Genomic DNA, 19453 nt, shown 5'->3' with positions numbered 1-19453 from the left:
CACCCCCATGCCCCGCCTCGCCGTGTACGCCCTTGTTGTATGCGTCCTCGCCGTCGCCGCCGCGGTGGTCGCCTTCGCCCAGGGACGGTGGATCGGCGTGGTGTGGATCCTGCTCGCCGCGGTCGCGTCGAACATGGCGTGGTACTACCGCCGCAGGGCGAAGGCCGACAGGACGGCCGCCTCCGCCGGGTCCGCTACGGAGTGATCGCCGGTACGTCCGGATCGCCCTGCCAGAAGCGGTAGAACTGCTGGCCCCAGTACGTGTCCCACTCGGTGACGCCCAGGCCCCGCAGGATCGCGTCGACCGCGTCGAAGAAGAGGTGGTTGACGCCGGGGATCCACAGCACGCCGAAGACCAGCAGCAGCCCGAACGGCGCGAGCGGCTCGACCTGCCTGCGGATCTTGTACGAGAGCCAGGGCTCGATCACGCCATAACCGTCGAGGCCGGGCACCGGCAGGAAGTTCAGGATCGCGGCCGTCACCTGGAGCAGCGCGAGGAATCCGAGCGCGTAACGGAACACATCCGGTACGCCGTCCAGCGCGCCCAGCCAGAACGGCGCGGTGCACACGACCGCGAAGAGCACATTGGTCAGCGGGCCCGCCGCCGAGATCAGGCTGTGCTTCCAGCGGCCCTGGATGCGCCCCCGCTCGATGAAGACCGCGCCACCCGGCAGCCCGATGCCACCCATGATCACGAAGAGCACCGGCAGCACGATGCTGAGCAGCGCGTGCGTGTACTTGAGCGGGTTGAGCGTCAGATAGCCCTTGGCGCCGATGGAGATGTCCCCGCTGTGCAGGGCGGTGCGGGCGTGCGCGTACTCGTGCAGGCAGAGCGAGACGATCCACGCGGACGTGACGAAGAGGAAGACGGCGAAGCCGACGCTCACCGAGAACTCCGTCCACACCGCCCAGCCGGAGACCGCCATGACGGCGACGATCCCGAGGAAGACGGGGCTGATCCGCCGGTCGCGACGGGTGATGGCGGTGGTCATGCGCGGGCTCCTGGGGTGCGGGCATCGGGCGGACACCGGTCGGGCGGCAGGCCGAGGCCCCCCGGACACCGGCCGTACGCCGCTCGGGCGTGGTGCCCGACCGTACCGGTGACACTGCGAAAACGTCACGCACGGTGGCCGGAGTTCCGGCAAAGCCGGCCGCGTGACGCCCCTGAGGATCCGGCACGAGGGCCGGCGGCCGAAGCCGCGCCAACCGGAGGCGATCCGTCCGCAGGTGCGCGGTGGGTGGGCGGTTGGGCGTCCCCGACAATGGACGCGTGCGCTACCGCATTCTCGGCCCCACGCAGGCACTCCGTGACGACGGCACGACCGTCGCCCTTGGCGGAGCGCGGCTGCGCGCGCTGCTGACCGTGCTGGCGCTGCGGGCCGGGCGTACGGTGCCGGTCGGCGCTCTGGCCGAGGAGGTGTGGGGCGCCGAGCGGCCCGCCGACGCCACCGGGGCGTTGCAGGCCCTGGTCGGCCGGCTGCGGCGGGCGCTCGGCCACCCGGCGATCACCTCCGTGGACGGCGGCTACCGGCTGTGCGCCGAGCCGCAGGACGTCGACCTGTACCGCTTCGAGCGGCTCACGGCGGACGGGGTACGGGCCCTGGGCGAGGGCGACCCCGGCCGGGCCACGGCACTGCTCGACGACGCGCTCGCCCTGTGGCACGGCCCGGCGCTGGCCGATCTCCCCGACCGCACGGCCGAGGCCGCGGGCTGCGAGGCCCGTCGGCTGACCGCCCGCCGCGCCCGCCTCACGGCCGCGCTCGCGCTGGGCCGCGCGGAAGAGGCCCTGCCGGAACTCGCCGCGCTCTGCGACGACCACCCGATCGACGAACTGCTCCAGGCGCTGCGCCTGCGCGCACTGCGCGACGCCGGCCGCACGGCCGAGGCACTCGCTGCGTACGAGGAGATCCGCCGGGACCTGGCCGCCCGCCTGGGCGCCGACCCGGGACCCGAACTGCGCGCCCTGCACGCCGAGTTGCTGGCCCCGACGCCGCTCGGACCGGCCGGGCCGGCCACCCCCGGCACTGACGCGGGACAGCCGTCGGCGCACCGGACGGCCGTTGACGGCGGCGGTGCGTGGGACGGCCCGGCGGGCGACGGCGGCCGTCCGGTGGTGGACGGAGCGCGAATCCCGGCGTACGGCGCCGACCCCGGCGGGGCGGGTGAGCAGGGCGGTTCGCCGGCCGGGGCGCTGGCGCCTGCCGACCGGCGTACGGCGGGCTCCGGAGGTCCGGCCCCGGATTCTGGCCGGGGCGGCGCGCAGGGGAACGGCCGCGCGCCCGGCCCCGGGCACACGTCCCCCGACCTCAGCCACCCGTCCCCTGACACCGGGCAGCCTTCCCACACCGGCACCGGCACCGGCCCACTGTCCACGCCCCGCTCCGTCGCAGGCAACCTCCGGGCCCGGCTGACCTCCTTCGTGGGGCGCGAGGCCGACATCGCGGTCATCAGGGACGACCTCGCGGGCGCCCGGCTCGTCACACTGCTCGGCCCCGGCGGCGCGGGCAAGACGCGGCTGTCCCAGGAGGCCGCCGAGGCCGCCGACGCGGACTGGCCGGACGGGGTGTGGCTGGCCGAGCTCGCCCCGGTCGACGACCCCGAAACCGTGACCGAAGCCGTGCTCGCCGCGCTCGGCGCCCGCGAGACCGTGCTGCGCGGGGCGGGCGCCGAGGGACTGCGCGCCGCCGACCGGCACGGGGACGACCCGCTGCTGCTCCTCACCGAGCACTGCTCCCGGCGCCACATGCTGATCCTGCTCGACAACTGCGAGCACGTCATCGGCGCCGCGGCTCGCCTCACCGAGGAGCTCCTCGCCCGCTGCCCGGGGGTGACCGTGCTGGCCACGAGCCGCGAGCCCCTCGGGGTGCCGGGCGAAGTCGTACGGCCCGTGGAGCCACTGCCGGACCCGATGGCCCTGCGGCTCCTCGCCGACCGCGGCGCCGCCGCGAAGCCCGGCTTCCGGATCGAGGACGACCCGGCGGCCGCCGCCGAGATCTGCCGCCGCCTGGACGGGCTGCCGCTCGCCATCGAACTGGCCGCCGCCCGGCTGCGGATGCTCACCCCGCGGCAGATCGCCGACCGTCTCGACGACCGCTTCCGGCTCCTCACCGGCGGCAGCCGCACCGTGCTGCCGCGCCAGCAGACGTTGCGCGCGGTCGTGGACTGGTCCTGGGACCTGCTGGACGAGAGGGAAAGGGCGGCCCTGCGCGCCCTGTCCGTCTTCGCCGGTGGCTGCGACCTGACCGCCGTCGAGGCGGTGTGCGGCCCCGACGCACTGGAGCTGCTCGGCTCCCTGGTCGACAAGTCCCTTGTGGTTGCCGCCCCTTGGGGCGGACCCGGGGACCTTGAGGAAAGCGAGGACCCCGAGGGCTTCGGTGCCTTCGGCGAGCACGCCCAGCAGGACGACGCGGACGACGCGGGCGGCACCGGAATGCGCTACCGCCTCCTGGAGACCGTCGCCGAGTACGCCGCCGAGCGCCTCGACGAGGCGGGCGAGCGCGCGGGCGCCGAGCGCCGCCACCTCGTCCACTTCCGCGAGCTGGCCCGCCGCGCCGACCCGCTGCTGCGCGGCAGCAGGCAGCGCGTCTGGATCAGCCGCCTGCAGGCCGAGTACGAGAACCTGCGCACCGCACTGCGCCGCGCCGTCGCCGCCCGCGACGAGCACGAGGCGCTCTGCCTCGTCCACTGCCTCGCCTGGTACTGGCAGATCCGCGACCTGCGCGCCGACGCCCGGCACTGGTCCCTGGCCGCCGCCGAGCTGGGCCCCGACCCCTTCGAGTCGCCCATCGCCCCGGCCCCCGCTCTCCACGAACGCTGCACGGACACCCCGCCGCCGATGGCACCCGAGCAGCTCCTGGAGGCCCGGCGCGGCGCCCGGCTGATCTATCTGGCCAGCATGAACCACGAGTTCGACGACTGGACCACCACCGAGGGCCTGGCCTGGCTGCGCCGCGTCGTACAGGTCTACCGGCCGGGTCTGCCGCAGACCTGCCGCGCTCCCGGCACGCTCTGGTTCTTCGCGGTCATGCTGACCGGCGAGGTCGGGCTGCTGAAAGAGGTCGTCGACGCGACCGTCGATGCCAGCCGCGAGTTCGGTTACGAATGGGAGCTCGCCGCCGCCCTCCAGACGCGGGCCAATATCCTCACCAATCGCAGCGACTGGGTGGGCGACGCGAGCCGGGACGCCGACGAGAGCCTGGAGATCTTCACCCGGCTCGGCGACTCGTGGGGCGCGGCGGAAGCGCTGTCCGCGCGTGGCGAGGCGCACGAACGCGGCGGCGAATTCGCCCTGGCCGCAAGCGACTTCCGCGCCGCCGTCGGGCACGCGCGGCGACTCGGCGCGTATGTGCAGGTGTCCCTGTTACAGGCGCGGCTGGCCGGTGTGCTGATGGAGACGGGCGACGGCGAGCAGGCCGAGGCGATGCTGCGGGACATCCTGGCCACGGTCCGCAACCGCGGTCATGAGCACGAGCCTGCCGCTCGGTTGTATCTGGCGATGTGGCTGGGCCGCACGGGCCGGACGGTCGAGGCCCGAGACCAACTGGACAAGGTCCGGAAGGACTTCAAGCGCTCCAACCTGGCGATCTTCGAGGGCTTCGTCCTCGGCCTCATCGGCTGGCTGGACAACCTGGACGGCAAGTACGGCCGGGCTCTCACCGCGGTCCGCCGGGCCCTGGCGCGCTCCTGCGAGCCGCTGTCGCGGATGGTCGCCCCGCAGATGCCCGCGGTCCATCTGATGACGGCCGCCCGCGCCCTGGCGGGCCTCGGCGGCCCCCGGCGCGCCCCGGACGCCGCCCGGCTGCTCGGCGCGTACGAGGCGCTGCTGCCGTCCGGTCACTTCGCGACCGGACAGGAGCGCGAAGCCAGGGCGGACGCCGAGGCGGCGACGCGCGCCGCCTTGGGCGACGCCGGGTACGAGACGGCTTACGCCGAGGGCGGCACCCTCACCCTGGAGCAGGCCGTCGCCCTCGTCTGACGTGGGGCGCGATGGGCGGACCCCCGTCCCGTCCATCGCGCCCCCGTCCACCACGTCCCGGCCGCGGGCCCAGGGGTCGGGCCTGCGTGTCAGGTCTTCCGGCGGAACTTGGAGATCGCCAGCGGCGCCGTGACCAGCGTGATGAGCGCCGCCCAGCCCAGCGTCATCCACACGTCCTGGGCGATCGGGCCGCCGATGAACAGCCCGCGCGCCGCGTCTGCCAGGTTCGACAGGGGGTTGTAGTCGGTGAACGTCTGCAGCCAGCCCGGCATCGTCGACGGCGGGGTGAAGATCGAGGACCCGAACTGCAGCGGCATCAGTACCAGCATCGCCATCCCCTGCACGGCCTGCGCCGTCTTCACGGTGAGCCCGATCAGGATGAAGATCCACATCAGCGAGGCGCCGAAGAGGAGCGAAAGACCGATCGCGCCCAGTACGTGCAGCGCCGACGTCTCGACCGACAGGCCGAGCAGGAAGCCCACGATCAGCAGGATCGTGAAGGCCACCATCATGCGGCCGACCTCGACGACGATCTTCGCCACCAGCACCGACGACCGGGCTATCGGCATCGTCCGGAACCGGTCCATGACCCCCTTCTGGAAGTCCTCGTTGATGCCGGTGCCGACGGCCATCGAGACGTTCATGCCCATCATCGCCATCAGGCCGGGGACCAGATAGCTGACGTACTCGGCCTGATGGCCCTTCCCCGCCACCGCGCCGCCGAAGACGAACACGAACAGCAGGGTGAAGATGATCGGCATGAACAGGACGTCGAACATCGACTCCGGGTCCTGCTTGATCTGCAGCGCGTTGCGCCGGGCCAGGGCGCCGATGTGCCGCAGATTGGCCCGCAGGCCGATCCGGCCCTCGTCGTCGCGCACCTTCGCGGGCGTCGCGGCCGGTGTCACTGTCGCCGCGCTCATGCCGCGAACTCCCTGTCCTTGATGCTCGGGCCCTGGACGTCCTCGTCCTGGGTGTCGTTCGTGCTCTCGGCCGCGTCGCTGGTCTTCTCGCCCGTGATGGCCAGGAACACCTCGTCCAGACTGGGCAGATGCGTGCCGATGTGCGCGATGCCGAAGCCACGCGCGCCCAGCAGGCCGACGACCGCGGTCAGTTGCTCGTCGCTGAGGATCGGCACGTACAGCAGATTCTCGCTGTCGACGATCTGCGAGCCGGCGATGCCGTCGAGGCCCGCCTCGCTCAGGGCCAGTGCCATCAGGGGCAGCTGGTCCGGGTCGACCGGGCGGACCTCCAGGGTACGGCCGCCGACCTTCGCCTTCAGCTCGTCGACCTTGCCGCCCGCGATGACCCGGCCGCGGTCGATGACCGTCAGCTCACTCGCGAGCTGCTCGGCCTCTTCCATGTACTGCGTGGTGAGCAGGACGGTGACGCCCTCGCCGACCATCCGGTGCACCTCGGCCCACACCTCGTTCCGCGTGCGGGGGTCGAGGCCGGTCGTCGGCTCGTCCAAATACAGCACGGCGGGCTGCCCGATCATCGAGGCCGCCAGGTCGAGGCGCCGCCGCATGCCGCCGGAGTACTGCATGACCGGCTTCTTGGCGGCGTCCGTGAGCGAGAACCGCTCAAGCAGCTCGTCCGCGCGCTTGCGGGCGGCGCCCCGGGACAGGTCGAGCAGCCGCCCGATCATGTACAGGTTCTCCCAGCCGACGAGCTTCTCGTCGACCGAGGCGTACTGCCCGGTCAGGCCTATGGTGCGGCGGAGCTGCCGGGGCTGCTTCACCACGTCGAAGCCGGCCACGACGGCCGTGCCGGCGTCGGGCTGGACCAGGGTGGAGAGGCAGCGTACGAGTGTGGTCTTGCCGGCGCCATTGGGTCCGAGGACACCGAGGACGGTGCCTTCCCGGACGTCCAGGTCCACGCCGTCCAGTGCTTTGGTCTCGCCGTAGTGCTTGACCAGTCCCCGCACCTCGACGGCGTTGGCCGCGCCGCCGGTGGGGCTCTTGTTGATTCGCGTCATGCCGACCATGGAAGCACCCACCACTGACATCCGGCCGACAGAATGCCGACAGCCCGCCGACGGGGGGAGTCGGCGGGCCGCCGTGGTGCGACAGTGGCTGAGGAGAGGCGCAGGTGGAAGCGCCGGCAACAGGTGTCGGGGACTAGTGGAAGGTGTGCTCCTCCTGCGGGAACGCCCCTCCGACGACATCGCCGGCGAACGCCTTCGCCGCGTCCCCGAGGGTCTGCCGCAGGTTCGCGTACTGCTTGGTGAAGCGCGGCACCTTGCCGCCCGTCATGCCCGCCATGTCCGTCCAGACGAGGACCTGCGCGTCGGTGTCAGGCCCGGCGCCGATGCCGACGGTCGGGATGTGCAGCGAGCGGGTGACCTCGGCGGCCACTTCGGCGGGCACCAGTTCCAGCACGACCGCGAAAGCGCCCGCGTCCTGCGCCGCCTTGGCGTCGCGCACCAGCCGGTGCGCGGCCTCGTCGCCGCGGCCCTGCACCCGGTAGCCCAGGGTGTTGACGGACTGCGGCGTCAGCCCCAGGTGCGACATGACCGGGATCCCGGCCTGTACCAGCAGTTCGGTCTGGGCCAGCGAACGCTCGCCGCCCTCCAGCTTCACCGCGCCCACGCCCGCGTCCTTGACCAGCCGGGTCGCGCTGCGCAGCGCCTGGACGGGGCCCTCCTGGTACGAGCCGAAGGGCAGGTCGCCGACGATGAGGGCGCGCTTGGTGCCCCGTACGACGGCGGCGGAGAGGAAGGTCATCTCGTCCATCGTGACGGGCACGGTGGTCTCGTAGCCGAGGTGACAGTTGCCCATGGAGTCGCCGACGAGCATGACCGGAATGCCGGCCTCGTCGAAGACGGAGGCGGTCATCGCGTCGTACGCGGTGAGCATGGGCCACTTCTCGCCGCGCTCCTTGGTGGCGGCGATGTCGTGGACGGTGATGCGGCGGGTCCCCTTGCCCCCGTACAGCGCCTTGCTGCTGTCGGGGGATGTCTGCTGGGCAGCCTGAAGCGACATGGCCAGTGCTCCTTCGTCATCTCGAGGCGCCCTGACGGCGTCCCCGGATCCCTTCCATGGTGGCATCAACCGTCGCCCGGCGGGAAGTGGATCGGCGCCCGGAAAGCACCCGGAGGGCAAAGTCTTTACAATACGAGACGGTTCCGTATTGAAATGGAGGTACGGTCCCGGCATGTCGACCTCCCGGCCTCCCCAGGCTCCTCGCATACCGGAAACCGTGCACCGCCGCCGCTGGGCCATCCTCGCCGTGCTGATGCTCAGCCTGCTGATCGTGGTGCTGGACAACTCGATCCTGAACGTCGCGGTCAAAACGATCGCCGGACCCGCGCCCGGCGGCCTCGGCGCCACCCAGAGCGAGCTGGAGTGGGCGATCAACTCCTACACGCTCGTCTTCGCGGGCCTGCTCTTCACCTCGGGACTCCTGGGCGACCGGTTCGGCCGCAAGCGGGTGCTGCTCTTCGGCATCGTCGTCTTCGGCATCGGCTCCGCGCTCGCCGCCGCGTCCGCCTCGCCCGCCGAGCTCATCGCGTACCGGGCGGTGATGGGCTTCGGCGCCGCCTTCGTGATGCCCGCCACCCTTGCCATCCTGATGAACGTCTTCGAGCGCGACGAGCAGCCCAAGGCCATCGGCATCTGGGCGGGCGGCGTCGGCCTCGCCATCGCCATCGGGCCCATCACCGGCGGCGTGCTCCTGGAGCACTTCTGGTGGGGCTCGGTCTTCCTGGTCAACGTGCCGGTCGTGATCGTCGCCCTGGTCGCGATGGTCCTGCTGGTCCCCGACTCCAAGGACCCCGCCCCCGGCCGCGTCGACCCGGTCGGCGTGGGCCTGTCCGTCGTCGGCCTGGTGCTGCTGGTGTACGGGATCATCCACGGCGGCGAGCTCGGCGACTTCGCCGATCCGGTGGTGCTGGCGGCCGTACTGGGCGGCCTGGCCGTCCTGACCGCCTTCGTGCTGTACGAGAAGCGCAGCAGCCACCCGTCGCTCGACATGGCGTACTTCAAGAAGCCCGCCTTCTCCGCCGCCGTCGCCGCCATCGCGCTGGTCTTCTTCGCGCTGATGGGCGTGACCTTCTTCTCCGCCTTCTATCTGCAGAGCGTCCGCGGCTACAGCGCGCTCCAGGCCGGCCTGCTGATCCTGCCGCTGGCCGTCTCGCAGATGATCTTCTCACCGCGCGCCCGGCTCGTCGTGGAGCGCTTCGGCGCCCGCGCCGTGTGCACCGTCGGCATGCTGCTCGTCGCGGGCTGCCTCGCCGCCTTCGCCCTGTTCGACGCGGACACCCCGCTGTGGATTCTGGCGGTCGTCTTCTTCGTCCAGGGCACCGGGATGGCGCACGTCATGCCGCCGGTCACCGTCTCGATCATGCAGGCGCTGCCGCGTGAGAAGGCCGGTTCGGGCTCCGCGGTCAACAACACCTTCCGGCAGGTCGGCGGCGCGCTCGGAGTCGCCGTCCTGGGCTCGCTCCTCTCCGCGGTCTACCGCAACGAGATCGAAGGCACCCTGGACCGCTTCGCCGCGCTGCCCGCCGCCGCGCGCAAGGCCGCGGGCGAGTCGATCGAGGGCACCCTCGGCGTCGCGGACAAGCTCGGCCCGGCGGGCAAGGCGCTGATCGGCCCGGCCAACGACGCCTTCATCAGCGCCATGCACGTCACGGCGCTGGGCTCGGCGGCGGTCGCACTGATCGGCGCCGTGGTGGTCGCCGCCTTCCTGCCGGGCGGGCCACGGAAGGCCGCCACCGAAGCGGACGCGGACACCGGGACCCCGGTCGCCCGCCGCTGACCGGCCGGTGCGGGGGCGTGGTGGCCGGCCGCTTCCCCGCACCGGGGAGAATGAACACCCGGACGTACGGCGAGAGGTGAACCTGACGTGGCTCCCCAGGAACGGCCCGGCCAGGGGCGAGGGCGGCAGCCCGCGGGGGGCGCGGCGCGCCGCGGGCGTCCGCGCAGCGAGGCCGTCGAGCTGGCCATCGTCGAGGGCGTCGTCCAGCTCCTGGAGGACGGTGTCCCGCTCGCCGAGCTCTCCATCGAGGGCATCGCGCGGGCCGCCGGCGTCGGCAAGGCCACCATCTACCGCCGCTGGAAGGGCAAGGAGGAGCTCTTCGTCGACGTACTGCGGACCATGGAGCCCGCGGACCCCGAACTGCCGGGCGTGTCCGTGCGCGACGACCTGATCGCCCTCCTGGAGGCCCTGCGGCTGCGCGGCGTGGCGAAGCGCTCCTCGGTCCTCCTGCACAACGTCTTCGCGCAGATGAAGATCTACCCCAAGCTCTGGGACGAGTACCACAGCACCGTCATCGAGGCGCGGCGCCGCCAGGCGCTGGAAGTGCTGCGCCGGGGCATCGCCGAGGGCGAGCTGCGCGGAGACCTCGACATCGAGCTGCTGAACGACCTGGTGGTCGGCCCCATGCTGGTGCGGACCGTTATCAGGCCCGCCGCGACCCTCGAAGACGACCTGGCCGCGCGCATCGTCGACGCGGCCCTGGAGGGGCTGCGCCCGCCGCGCTGACCGGAGTCCTCATATGCGCGTTTCGTCACAGCGGCCCCGTGGGCCGTAACTGCTGGAACCCGCCACGGCCCGATGTCGTCCTCGTGGCAGTACGGCCGTCGCGCGGGACGGCGGGGAAAGACGCCGGTCATCGCCTAGGGTCAGTAACGGGCGTGGCACGGCACGGCAGTGAGGGCAGCGGAATGACGCAGGCGTACATGACGGACACCGGCACCGGCGGCTCCGACGGTGAGCACTCCGGACCCCGGATCCGGCGCCTGCTCGACCGCCTGCGGCGCAGCCGCGGCATCTGGCGGCGCGGTATCGTCCTCGCCGCCTGCGCGGTCCTGCTCACCCTGCTGATGGTCTTCCACGCGCAGATCCCCAACAGCATCGGGAACCTCGGCAGTCTCAACGAGACCTTCCTGCCCTGGCTCGGCCTCGGCGTCCCGGTCCTGCTGGTCATCGGTGTGGTGCGGCGCTCCGCGACCGCGCTGGTGGCCCTGCTGCTGCCGGCTCTCGTCTGGCTCAACATCTTCGGCGGTCTGCTCACCGACAAGTCGCACAGCGGCGGCAACCTCACGGTCGCCACCCACAACGTCAACGCCGACAACCGCGACCCCGGGGGCACGGCCCGGGTGCTGGCCGAGTCGGGGGCCGATGTGGTGGCGCTCGAAGAGCTCAAGGCGAGCGCGGTGCCGTCGTACGAGGCGGCGCTGTCGGGCACGTACAAGTACCACTCGGTGCTGGGTACGGTCGGGCTGTGGAGCAAGTACCCGATGACCGACACCCGGTCCGTCGACATCAAGATGGGCTGGATCCGGGCGATGCGCTCCACGGTGACGACGCCCGCGGGCAAGGTCGGTGTGTATCTCGGACACCTTCCGTCGGTACGGGTCAAGCTCAACGCGGGCTTCACCGCCGGGCAGCGCGACGCCAGCGCCGACGCGCTCGGCGAGGCCATCGCCCGCGACCCGCTCGGCAAGATCGTCCTGCTCGGCGACCTCAACGGCACCATGAACGACCGGTCCCTGAACGCCGTCACCTCGCAGATGCGCTCCACCCAGGGCGCGGCGGGCGACGGCTTCGGCTTCAGCTGGCCCGCGTCGTTCCCGATGGCGCGGATTGACCAGATCATGGTGAAGGGCATCGACCCGGTGTCGTCCTGGACGCTGCCGGAGACGGGCAGCGACCATCTGCCGATCGCGGCCCGCGTCCAGATCTGACCCGCTGGTCCGGCTGTCGCAACCCCGCGTTTACGTCGCGGAACAATTTGCCTGAGAGACTTTGTTCAGTACGGGAACGTAGTCCTCGTACGTCCCCCTGCTCTCTCTCGTCGAAAAGGTTCCCCATGTCCCGGCCGCCCCGGCCCGTAGCCCTGCTCGCCCTAGCCGGTGACTTCGCACATGGGGCTTTAGGTCTCCAGCCAGCGGGGCCGGGTTTCGTCGATGCCGAGGAGTTCGAGTAGGTGTGCTTGGACTCCTCGGCTGATGAGGATGACGGGTGGGTCGGTGGCGGTGCCGGGGCGGAGCATGAGGCCGTCGAGGTGGTAGAGGATCATGCGGCCGGTGGGTCGGACCTTGCGGTTGTCGGGGTAGAGGCCGGCCATGGTCTGCTCGGGGCCCAGGGCCTGGCGGACCTGGCGTTCGATCAGGCAGTAGACCAGCAGGGCCAGGCAGATCACGGTGATCAAGGCCGTGATGCGGCGGTTGTGCTCCAGGAACAGCGGCGCGACGGCCAGGGGGCCTTTGAACTCGCCGTAGCGGCGTTCGACCACTCCCTGGCCTTTGTAGCGCCGGAAGACCTCGGCCGTGTCGGCCTGCTCCGGAGTCAGAGCGGTGACCAGGGAGTACCAGCCGTCGGCGGCGGCTTCGGCGGCCAGGACGTCCTCGTCGAAGTGCCAGGCCAGAGTGGGTTTCCCGTCGGGGCCGGCGGTGACGGTGGTACGCAGGCAGCTGGCGACCCGGCGGGACTTGGTGATCACCCCGATCCGGGCCTGGACCTTCTCGGCGGTGGTGTAGTACCGGCCGCCGGCCGAGTTTTGCAGTTTCTCCAGATCCTCGGTGGCTCTGGCCAGACGCTTGGCGCGTGCTTTGCGCTGGCCCTCCGCGTTGCCGGTGGAGTGGACCAGGATCCGGCGCAGGTGGTGGACCGGGTCGCGCTTGCGTGGTCCTGCCATGGCGTGGACGTCTTCCAGGACCCGGTAGGACTCGCGCTGGTCGGCGGGGGTCTCCCGCTCGCGGTCGCGGTCGTTGACGTAGTCGACCAGCTCGGCGGCCCCGAGGTCGGCAGTGGCGTAGAAGCCGGCTTTGACCTGGGCCGCGGGTATGGGGGCGACGAATCCGACCCGGGCGTCAAGCAGGGCGGTGACATTCGGGTAGGACACCAGTTTGGAGTCCGCGACGAGCAGGAAGTCCTTGCGGTCGGCGATCTTCCGCAGGGCCTTCATCGCGCCGACGACCTGGGCGACCTCGCCCGCTCCGCCGTCGTAGGCACGGTGGAAGACGGGGATGCCACCGTCGCGGGTGACGGCCAGCCCGGCCTGGACCTGCTTCAGGTCGACCCGCCGGTCCTTGGGGTGACCGTATCTGACTTGCGCGTACTCCTCTTCCTGGTCCGGGTAGGCGCCGAACATGGAGATCGACGTCATGTCCCAGTGGATCTGAGCGGTATCGATGCCGAACTCCGCGATGGCCTGCGCGCCGACCGAGCCGGTGATCTCCTCCAGGTGCGGGGCGATCGCGTCCAGAGCGCGGGCGATACGGTCGTCGTTGAGCAGGTCCGGCTCGATGCCGAAGACCTCCTCGACAGCCCACTTCCGCGCCCAGTCCTCCACCCGCACCATCGAGGTCGGCGAGGACAGCCGGTTGGCGATCAGCGCCTCGACGACCTGCCCGTGCGTCAGATGAGCCACCTCACGGACAGGACACAGCTCGTCGATGATCCCGGCCACGTCCAGCCGGCGCAGAAACTCGGCAGAGGCAGGCAGAGCACCCAGACGCCTCTCCACCACAGGCGCCAACTCCACCGACATGCGGGGGCGCTGGACCCGGGAACGACACGAACGAGATATCGGCACGTCCAGAACAACGACCCGCACTTATCGAAGTACCGGCCAACTCATCAGTTCATCCGATTCAGCTATGTGCGGAGGATCGGCCTAGCCGTCGGCGCCTTCGGTATCGGCACCACCGAGTTCGTGATGATGGGCCTGATGCCCAATGTCGCGGACGACCTGGGCACCTCGGTGCCCACCGCCGGCTACCTCGTCTCGGCGTACGCGATCGGCGTCGTGATCGGGGCCCCGCTGCTCACCGCCCTCGGTTCGCGCATCCCGCGCAAGCGCATGCTGCTGCTCCTGATGGCCCTCTTCACCGTCGGCAACCTCGCCTCCGCGCTGGCTCCCGGCTTCGGCTGGCTGGTGGCGGGCCGGGTGCTCGCCGGGCTGCCGCACGGCGCCTTCTTCGGTGTCGGCGCGGTGGTCGCGGCCCGGCTCGTCACCGACGGGCGTCAGGCGCGGGCCGTCGCGACGATGTTCCTCGGCCTCACGGTCGCCAATATCGTCGGCGTCCCCCTGGCGACGCTCCTTGGGCAGCACCTGGGGTGGCGCGCCACGTTCCTGGTGGTCTCCGTCATCGGCCTGGTCGCGATGGCCGCACTCGCGCGGCTGATCCCGCACGTCCCCGTGGACGCGCACCAGAGCCTCGGCCGCGAACTGCGCGCGCTGGGCAACCGGCAGGTCCTGCTCGGCCTGCTCACGGCCGTCTTCGGCTTCGCCGGTGTCTTCGCCGTGTACTCCTACCTCGCGTCCATGACGACCGAGGTGATGGGCTTCGGCGAGTCTTCGGTGACCGTGGTGCTCGCCCTCTTCGGCATCGGCATGACGCTCGGCGCACTGGTCGCCGGCCCGCTGACCGACCGGGCCCTGCGGCCCACGCTGTACGGCTCGCTGGGCGCGCTGGCCGTCGTGCTGCTGGCGTTCAACTACACCGCGCACGTGCAGTGGGCGGCGCTGGTCACCGTGGTGGTGCTGGGCGCGGTCGGCTTCATGACCACGACACCGCTCCAGATGCTGGTGATGAACAAGTCCAAGGACGCGCCCACGCTGGCCTCCGCCTCCAACCACTCGGCGTTCAACATCGCCAACGCGGGCGGCGCGTGGCTCGGCGGCATGGCGATCACCGCGGGCTGGGGCTGGATGTCCCCGACGCTGGTCGGGGCGGTGCTGGCCGCCGTGGGTCTGGGGATCGCGGTGACGGCCGGGCTGCTCGACCGCACACCGAACCCGTCCCGGGTGGTGGCGTCGGGCGCGGCGCGCGAACGGGCGCGGGACTCGGTGTCCTGACCTCCGCGAACGCCGGACGGGCTGAATTTCCTGAGCCCGTCCGGCGGTTGGGGGGCCTGCCCCCGCCGTAGCGTTTCTGCGGCCCGGTCAGACCGACTCGCGCCACTGGTTGGTGATCGGCAGCCGCCGGTCCTTGCCGAAGCCCTTCGCGGAGATCTTCGTGCCCGGCGGGTACTGCCGGCGCTTGTACTCGGCCGTGTCCACCATGCGCAGGATCTTCGCGACCAGCTCCCGGTCGAAGCCCTCCTCGACGATCCGCTCCAGGCCCTGGTCCCGGTCGACGTACAGCTCCAGGATCCGGTCGAGCACGTCGTAGTCCGGCAGCGAATCCGTGTCGACCTGGCCGGGCCGCAGCTCCGCGCTCGGCGGCTTGGAGATGGAGTTCTCCGGGATCGGCGGGGTCTGACCCCGCTCCTCTGCGGCCTGGTTGCGCCACCTCGCGAGGGCGAAGATCCACGTCTTGTAGACGTCCTTGATCGGCCCGTACGCGCCGACGGAGTCGCCGTACAGCGTCGAATACCCCACCGCCAGCTCGGACTTGTTGCCCGGCGCGAGCACGATCTGGCCCTCCTGGTTGGAGATGGCCATCAGCGTCGTGCCGCGCAGCCGCGACTGGAGGTTCTCCTCGGCGAGCCCGGTCAGCTCCAGCGCGCCCATGTACGCGTCGAACATCGGCTCGATCGCCACGGTCCGGTAGTTCAGTCCGGTACGCCGGGCCAGTTCGGCCGCGTCGCCCTTGGAGTGGTCCGAGGAGTACTTCGAAGGCATCGAGACGCCGTAGACGTTCTGCGCGCCCAGCGCGTCGCAGGCGATCGCGGCGACGAGCGCCGAGTCGATGCCGCCGGACAGGCCGATCAGGACGGAGCTGAAGCCGTTCTTGGCGGCGTACGCGCGCAGGCCGACGACCAGCGCCGTGTACACCTCCTCGTCGTCCTCCAGGCGCTCGGCGTAGCCGCCGGCCAGCTCGGGCTCGTACGCCGGGAGGGGGTTCTCGGACAGGACCACACGGTCGATGTGCAGCCCGTCGTCGACGATGCCCGTCGGCGCGTCGGGGTCGGCGGCCGGCAGGTCCAGGTCGAGCAGCATGCTGCCCTCGGAGAACTGCGGGGCGCGCGCGACGACTTCGCCGTTCCGGTCGCAGACGATCGAGTCGCCGTCGTAGACCAGCTCGTCCTGCCCGCCGATCATCGCGATGTACGCCGTGGTGCAGCCGGCCTCCTGGGCGCGCTTGCGCACCAGGTCGAGGCGGCTGTCGTTCTTGTGCACCTCGTAGGGGGAGGCGTTGATGGACAGCAGCAGACCGGCCCCGGCGGACCGGGTGGCCGGGACCCGGCCGCCGTCCTGCCAGAGGTCCTCGCAGATGGCGAGGGCGACATCGATGCCGTGGACCCGGATGACCGGCATCGAGTCGCCGGGCACGAAGTAGCGGAACTCGTCGAAGACGCCGTAGTTGGGCAGATGGTGCTTGGCGAAGGACAGCGCGACCTCGCCGCGGTACAGCACGGCGGCGGCGTCCTGCGGGGAGCCCGCGGGCTGCCCGTAGCGGGGCTGGGCCTTCTCGCAGCGGTCCAGATAGCCGACGACGACCGGGATCTCACCGAAGCCCTCGTCCGCGAGGCGCACCGCGAGCGCGCGCACGGCGTCGCGGGAGGCCTCGACGAAGGACGACCGCAGCGCGAGGTCCTCGACGGGGTAGCCGGTCAGCGCCATCTCGGGGAACGCCACGAGGTGGGCGCCCTGCTCGGCGGCATGCCGGGTCCAGTGCACGATCGACTCGGCGTTGCCGGTGAGGTCGCCGACGGTCGAGTCGATCTGATTCAGAGCGAGGCGTAGTTGAGGCACGGGGTCAGTGTAATCGTCAGTGCGACGCGATGTCCTGATGGAAACGTGTGGGGCGCCCCACGTACGCGCACGGCACGTATCGGCACCCGCGCGGACCGGTGAGGGCCCCCGGGGGAAGGCCCCCCCCCGGGGCCCTCGCCGGCAAGTGGTCAGGCGCGGTAGCCCAGCACCGTCATCATCCCGGCCTCCGCGTGGTAGACGTTGTGACAGTGGATCATCCAGAGCCCCGGATTGTCCGCGTCGAAGTCCACCGTCAGTGTGCCGTTCGGCAGGACGACCGCCGTGTCCTTGCGCGCCCCCGACGCCCTGTTGGCCAGGGCGAAGGTGTGGCCGTGCAGATGCAGCGGGTGCCACATCGTGGTGGCGTTGGCGAAGACCAGCCGGACCCGTTCGCCCGCGCGCACCTCATGGCGCTGGTCCGGCGCGTAGGGCTTCTTGTCGAAGGCCCAGTCGTACTTCGCCATTCCGCCGGTGAGCCCCTTCCGGCCCCGGGGGTCCGGGTGTGCTCCCCGGCCATGGCTGCCGTTTCCATGGGCGCCGTCACCTGTGACCGCTCCCGGCGCCGTGCCCGTCCTCCGAAGGATGGCCGCCCGTGTGCATCGTGACGATCCCGAAGAGCAGCGTGACGAACAGCAGCAGCTGCCCGTACCCCGCACTCCTCGTCGCCGTCACCATGTCCGCGCCCTACCCCCACCCGGTATGCGCGGGCCGAGGGGCGACCGGCATGCCGATCCCCGCCCGGCGGACCCGAATCGCCGCGCGGGCCGCCGGGCTCCGTAACATAAGCCCCCTATGTCCCCTTACGGAATGCGGTCCGCAGCCGTCCTCCTCGCGCTCGGCGCGGTCGCGTACACCGCGTGGGTCCTCGAAGTCGTCCTCGCGACCGGCCTCGACCCCGTCCGCACGTACGTGAGTGAACTGGCCGCCGCCGACCAGCCGCTCGGCGGGCTCTTCCGGGCCACGGACCTGGCCGCCGGACTGCTCGTCCTCGCCGGGGCCGTGACGGCCCTGGTCGTGCTGAGGCCGCACAGGCCCTGGTCGGCCGTCGGCTGGGCGGGCCTGGTCCTCTTCGGCGCGGGGACCGCGACCGATTCGCGGCTGCCCCTCAGCTGCGCGCCGACCGTCGACCCGGCGTGCGCGGCCCGCGAGACCGCCGGCCTGGTCCCGGCCACCCACGCCGCGCACGCGTGGAGCAGCAGCCTCGCGACGACCGGTGCGATCGTCGGCGTCGTGGCCCTCACGGTGGCGGCCCGCCGCTACGGCCGGTGGCCGGCCCTCGCCCGCGTCGGCCCGGCCCTCGTCACCGCGGAGCTGGCCGCCACCGTCTGGACGCTGACCGCGGTCGCCCTCTTCGAAGCGGGGAACGGCACCCTGCTGCTGGGCACGGGGCAGCGGCTCCAAGTGCTGCTGGTGGCCGGTTGGCTGGCGGTGCTGGCGTTGTCAGTGGCACGCGAGAAGCTGTACGAGTGACATCGACACGCAGCTTCATCCGGATCGGCGGGGTGCCCCACCATGTGGCCGTCGAGGGCAGCGGGCCCGTGTGTGTGCTCAGCGCGGGGCTCGCGATGAGCTGGTTCGACTGGGACCCCGTCGTGCCGCTGCTCGCGCCCTCGCGCACGGTGGTGCGCTTCGACCGGCCCGGCCACGGCCTCAGCGGCCCGGCCGCCACGGCGCCCACCGCGGCGGGCGAGGCGCACCGCATCGCCGCGATCCTCGACGCGCTGTCCCTGCCGGGGCCCACCACCGTCGTCGGTCACTCCATCGCCGGCTTCCACGTGGAGGCGTTCGCCCGCCTCCACCCCACCCGTACGGCCTCCCTCGTGCTCCTCGACTCCAGCGTCGAGGAGCACGCGCGCACACCCCCGGCCCCCGCGCTGCGCACCGCCGCCGCCCGCGCCCTGGGCGCGGCCCTCGCCGCGGTCGGCGCACCGGCGGCGCTCGGCCCACCGGTGCGCCACGCGGCCGTTCGCGCGTCGCGCACGGGCCTGGCGCCCGACCCGGCCGCCGACGCCCTGGTGCGCCGCTGCTACCGCACCTCGCGCGTCCTGCGCGGCGCACTCCTGGAGAACACGCACTACCGCGCGGTCGCCGCCGAGCTCCTCGCGCTGCGCGACCGCTTCCCGCTGCCCGACGGCGTCCCGGCCGCGGTCCTCGCGGCGCACGACGGCAGGGACGGGCCCTTCACCCGACGCCGGCTGGAGCGTCAGCGGGACCTGGCGGACGTGCTCGGTGCCCGCTTCGAAGCGGTCGGGCCCTCGGGGCACCTGATGATGCTGGACCGCCCGGACGCGGTGGCCCGCGCCGTGGGAGGGGATTCATGAGTGGGCGCGGGGCGCCGGCCACCCGGGTGAGCCGGTTGATCACGCTGCGGATCATCGGCAGCGACCTCCCCGGCGCGACCTGCGGCGAGTTCCGGCACGTCCGGGTCGGTACCCAGCGCGGCCGGGAGCCGGACCAGGTGGTGTCGGCCGACGAGGCGCGGGCCGTCTTCGAGATCCCCGTCGAGGTCCTCACCGATCCGCGGGGGTCCCCGGACGCCGACTTCCGCGGACCGTACGTCCAGGGGCGGCCGGGGGCCCGCTTCGTCTACCTCACCTGGGGCGAGCAGCCGCCGGGCGGAGAGTTCACGATGTTCCGCCGGATCAAGCTCCTCCTCGCGGACCTGCCCACCGCGCTGATCGCCGCGAGCGGCGTTGTTGAGGGGCGCCTCGGGCTCACCGACGACCGCGGGCTGCCGCTCTGCGCCGCCGTCCGCCCGCCCCGGATCGCTTGGAGCGCCGGGACGGACGGATGACGGCAGCGGCGGCGAGCCTCACCCGCCGGGT

At 72.0% G+C, this 19453-nt stretch carries 16 protein-coding genes and 1 pseudogene; 9 read left to right on the top strand and 8 right to left on the bottom strand.

The annotated features are described in order from the left end of the window. Positions 1-7: 7 nt before the first annotated feature. Positions 8-205, top strand: coding sequence for a hypothetical protein (locus ACLLJJ_RS09115; RefSeq protein WP_434588800.1), 198 nt, complete (start codon positions 8-10; stop codon positions 203-205). On the opposite strand, the gene ACLLJJ_RS09110 is transcribed toward ACLLJJ_RS09115, so the two are convergent. Continuing rightward, positions 195-992 carry a site-2 protease family protein gene (locus ACLLJJ_RS09110; RefSeq protein WP_434588798.1) on the bottom strand — a complete coding sequence of 266 codons (798 nt, stop codon included), beginning with the start codon at positions 990-992 and terminating at the stop codon, positions 195-197. The genes ACLLJJ_RS09115 and ACLLJJ_RS09110 overlap by 11 nt on opposite strands. A 278-nt stretch (positions 993-1270) precedes the next feature. On the opposite strand from ACLLJJ_RS09110, the gene ACLLJJ_RS09105 reads away from it, so the two are divergent. Further along, positions 1271-4975, top strand: a complete 3705-nt coding sequence (locus ACLLJJ_RS09105; protein WP_434588796.1) for an AfsR/SARP family transcriptional regulator — start codon at positions 1271-1273, stop codon at positions 4973-4975. An 89-nt stretch (positions 4976-5064) separates the two neighbouring features. Here ACLLJJ_RS09105 and ACLLJJ_RS09100 read toward each other — a convergent pair whose 3' ends face one another. From ACLLJJ_RS09100 to panB, 3 genes are all read right to left on the bottom strand, one after another. Then, a complete protein-coding gene (locus tag ACLLJJ_RS09100; protein ID WP_434588794.1) occupies positions 5065-5898 on the bottom strand; it encodes an ABC transporter permease in 834 nt (277 codons plus the stop codon). Beyond that, positions 5895-6953 (bottom strand): ATP-binding cassette domain-containing protein, encoded by a 1059-nt coding sequence (locus ACLLJJ_RS09095; protein WP_434588792.1) that lies wholly within the window; start codon positions 6951-6953, stop codon positions 5895-5897. The genes ACLLJJ_RS09100 and ACLLJJ_RS09095 overlap by 4 nt, the downstream gene beginning before the upstream one ends. Positions 6954-7095: 142 nt before the next feature. Continuing rightward, positions 7096-7959, bottom strand: coding sequence for a 3-methyl-2-oxobutanoate hydroxymethyltransferase (panB, locus tag ACLLJJ_RS09090; protein WP_434588790.1), 864 nt, complete (start codon positions 7957-7959; stop codon positions 7096-7098). A gap of 172 nt (positions 7960-8131) precedes the next feature. Here panB and ACLLJJ_RS09085 point away from each other — a divergent pair, with 172 nt between their 5' ends. From ACLLJJ_RS09085 to ACLLJJ_RS09075, 3 genes are all read left to right on the top strand, one after another. Continuing rightward, positions 8132-9736 carry an MFS transporter gene (locus ACLLJJ_RS09085; protein ID WP_434588788.1) on the top strand — a complete coding sequence of 535 codons (1605 nt, stop codon included), beginning with the start codon at positions 8132-8134 and terminating at the stop codon, positions 9734-9736. Between the two features lie 87 nt (positions 9737-9823). Continuing rightward, complete coding sequence (locus ACLLJJ_RS09080; RefSeq protein WP_434588786.1) at positions 9824-10462, top strand: TetR/AcrR family transcriptional regulator; 639 nt, start codon at positions 9824-9826, stop codon at positions 10460-10462. Between the two features lie 182 nt (positions 10463-10644). Beyond that, positions 10645-11667, top strand: coding sequence for an endonuclease/exonuclease/phosphatase family protein (locus ACLLJJ_RS09075; protein WP_434600351.1), 1023 nt, complete (start codon positions 10645-10647; stop codon positions 11665-11667). A 188-nt stretch (positions 11668-11855) separates the two neighbouring features. Here the strand turns inward: ACLLJJ_RS09075 and ACLLJJ_RS09070 are convergent, their stop codons facing one another. After that, the gene (locus ACLLJJ_RS09070) at positions 11856-13475 is read right to left on the bottom strand and encodes an IS1634 family transposase (protein WP_434588209.1); all 1620 of its coding nucleotides are present in this window, start codon (positions 13473-13475) and stop codon (positions 11856-11858) included. A 111-nt stretch (positions 13476-13586) separates the two neighbouring features. Here ACLLJJ_RS09070 and ACLLJJ_RS09065 point away from each other — a divergent pair, with 111 nt between their 5' ends. Beyond that, positions 13587-14786, top strand: coding sequence for an MFS transporter (locus ACLLJJ_RS09065; protein WP_434588784.1), 1200 nt, complete (start codon positions 13587-13589; stop codon positions 14784-14786). Positions 14787-14873: 87 nt separating this feature from the next. On the opposite strand, the gene ACLLJJ_RS09060 is transcribed toward ACLLJJ_RS09065, so the two are convergent. From ACLLJJ_RS09060 to ACLLJJ_RS09050, 3 genes and pseudogenes are all read right to left on the bottom strand, one after another. Further along, positions 14874-16628, bottom strand: a complete 1755-nt coding sequence (locus ACLLJJ_RS09060) for an NAD+ synthase (protein WP_434588782.1) — start codon at positions 16626-16628, stop codon at positions 14874-14876. 149 nt (positions 16629-16777) lie between these two features. Next, positions 16778-17128, bottom strand: a pseudogene (locus ACLLJJ_RS09055) (multicopper oxidase domain-containing protein); the annotation flags it as partial. Between the two features lie 40 nt (positions 17129-17168). After that, complete coding sequence (locus ACLLJJ_RS09050) at positions 17169-17303, bottom strand: hypothetical protein (protein ID WP_434600687.1); 135 nt, start codon at positions 17301-17303, stop codon at positions 17169-17171. Between the two features lie 117 nt (positions 17304-17420). Here ACLLJJ_RS09050 and ACLLJJ_RS09045 point away from each other — a divergent pair, with 117 nt between their 5' ends. The 3 genes from ACLLJJ_RS09045 to ACLLJJ_RS09035 are packed head-to-tail and all read left to right on the top strand — an operon-like array spanning position 17421 to position 19422. Then, positions 17421-18098, top strand: coding sequence for a DUF998 domain-containing protein (locus tag ACLLJJ_RS09045; RefSeq protein ID WP_434588780.1), 678 nt, complete (start codon positions 17421-17423; stop codon positions 18096-18098). After that, a complete protein-coding gene (locus tag ACLLJJ_RS09040) occupies positions 18095-18949 on the top strand; it encodes an alpha/beta fold hydrolase (RefSeq protein ID WP_434588778.1) in 855 nt (284 codons plus the stop codon). Before ACLLJJ_RS09045 ends, ACLLJJ_RS09040 begins: the two co-directional genes overlap by 4 nt. Further along, complete coding sequence (locus tag ACLLJJ_RS09035) at positions 18946-19422, top strand: DUF5990 family protein (protein WP_434588776.1); 477 nt, start codon at positions 18946-18948, stop codon at positions 19420-19422. Before ACLLJJ_RS09040 ends, ACLLJJ_RS09035 begins: the two co-directional genes overlap by 4 nt. Positions 19423-19453: the final 31 nt, after the last annotated feature.

It is taken from the genome of Streptomyces sp. A5-4, from assembly GCF_051131715.1.
Taxonomy (GTDB): Bacteria; Actinomycetota; Actinomycetes; order Streptomycetales; family Streptomycetaceae; genus Streptomyces.
This window is presented reverse-complemented; position numbering and strand designations above follow the sequence as displayed.

Excerpts from the sequence above, each read along its gene's own strand:
- ACLLJJ_RS09095 (WP_434588792.1), bottom strand. The coding sequence starts at position 6,953 with ATGACGCGAATCAACAAGAGCCCCACCGGCGGCGCGGCCAACGCCGTC.
- ACLLJJ_RS09035 (WP_434588776.1), top strand. The coding sequence starts at position 18,946 with ATGAGTGGGCGCGGGGCGCCGGCCACCCGGGTGAGCCGGTTGATCACG.
- ACLLJJ_RS09075 (WP_434600351.1), top strand. The coding sequence starts at position 10,645 with ATGACGCAGGCGTACATGACGGACACCGGCACCGGCGGCTCCGACGGT.
- ACLLJJ_RS09110 (WP_434588798.1), bottom strand. The coding sequence starts at position 992 with ATGACCACCGCCATCACCCGTCGCGACCGGCGGATCAGCCCCGTCTTC.
- ACLLJJ_RS09050 (WP_434600687.1), bottom strand. The coding sequence starts at position 17,303 with ATGGTGACGGCGACGAGGAGTGCGGGGTACGGGCAGCTGCTGCTGTTC.
- ACLLJJ_RS09085 (WP_434588788.1), top strand. The coding sequence starts at position 8,132 with ATGTCGACCTCCCGGCCTCCCCAGGCTCCTCGCATACCGGAAACCGTG.
- ACLLJJ_RS09115 (WP_434588800.1), top strand. The coding sequence starts at position 8 with ATGCCCCGCCTCGCCGTGTACGCCCTTGTTGTATGCGTCCTCGCCGTC.
- ACLLJJ_RS09070 (WP_434588209.1), bottom strand. The coding sequence starts at position 13,475 with ATGTCGGTGGAGTTGGCGCCTGTGGTGGAGAGGCGTCTGGGTGCTCTG.
- ACLLJJ_RS09100 (WP_434588794.1), bottom strand. The coding sequence starts at position 5,898 with ATGAGCGCGGCGACAGTGACACCGGCCGCGACGCCCGCGAAGGTGCGC.
- panB (WP_434588790.1), bottom strand. The coding sequence starts at position 7,959 with ATGTCGCTTCAGGCTGCCCAGCAGACATCCCCCGACAGCAGCAAGGCG.
- ACLLJJ_RS09045 (WP_434588780.1), top strand. The coding sequence starts at position 17,421 with ATGTCCCCTTACGGAATGCGGTCCGCAGCCGTCCTCCTCGCGCTCGGC.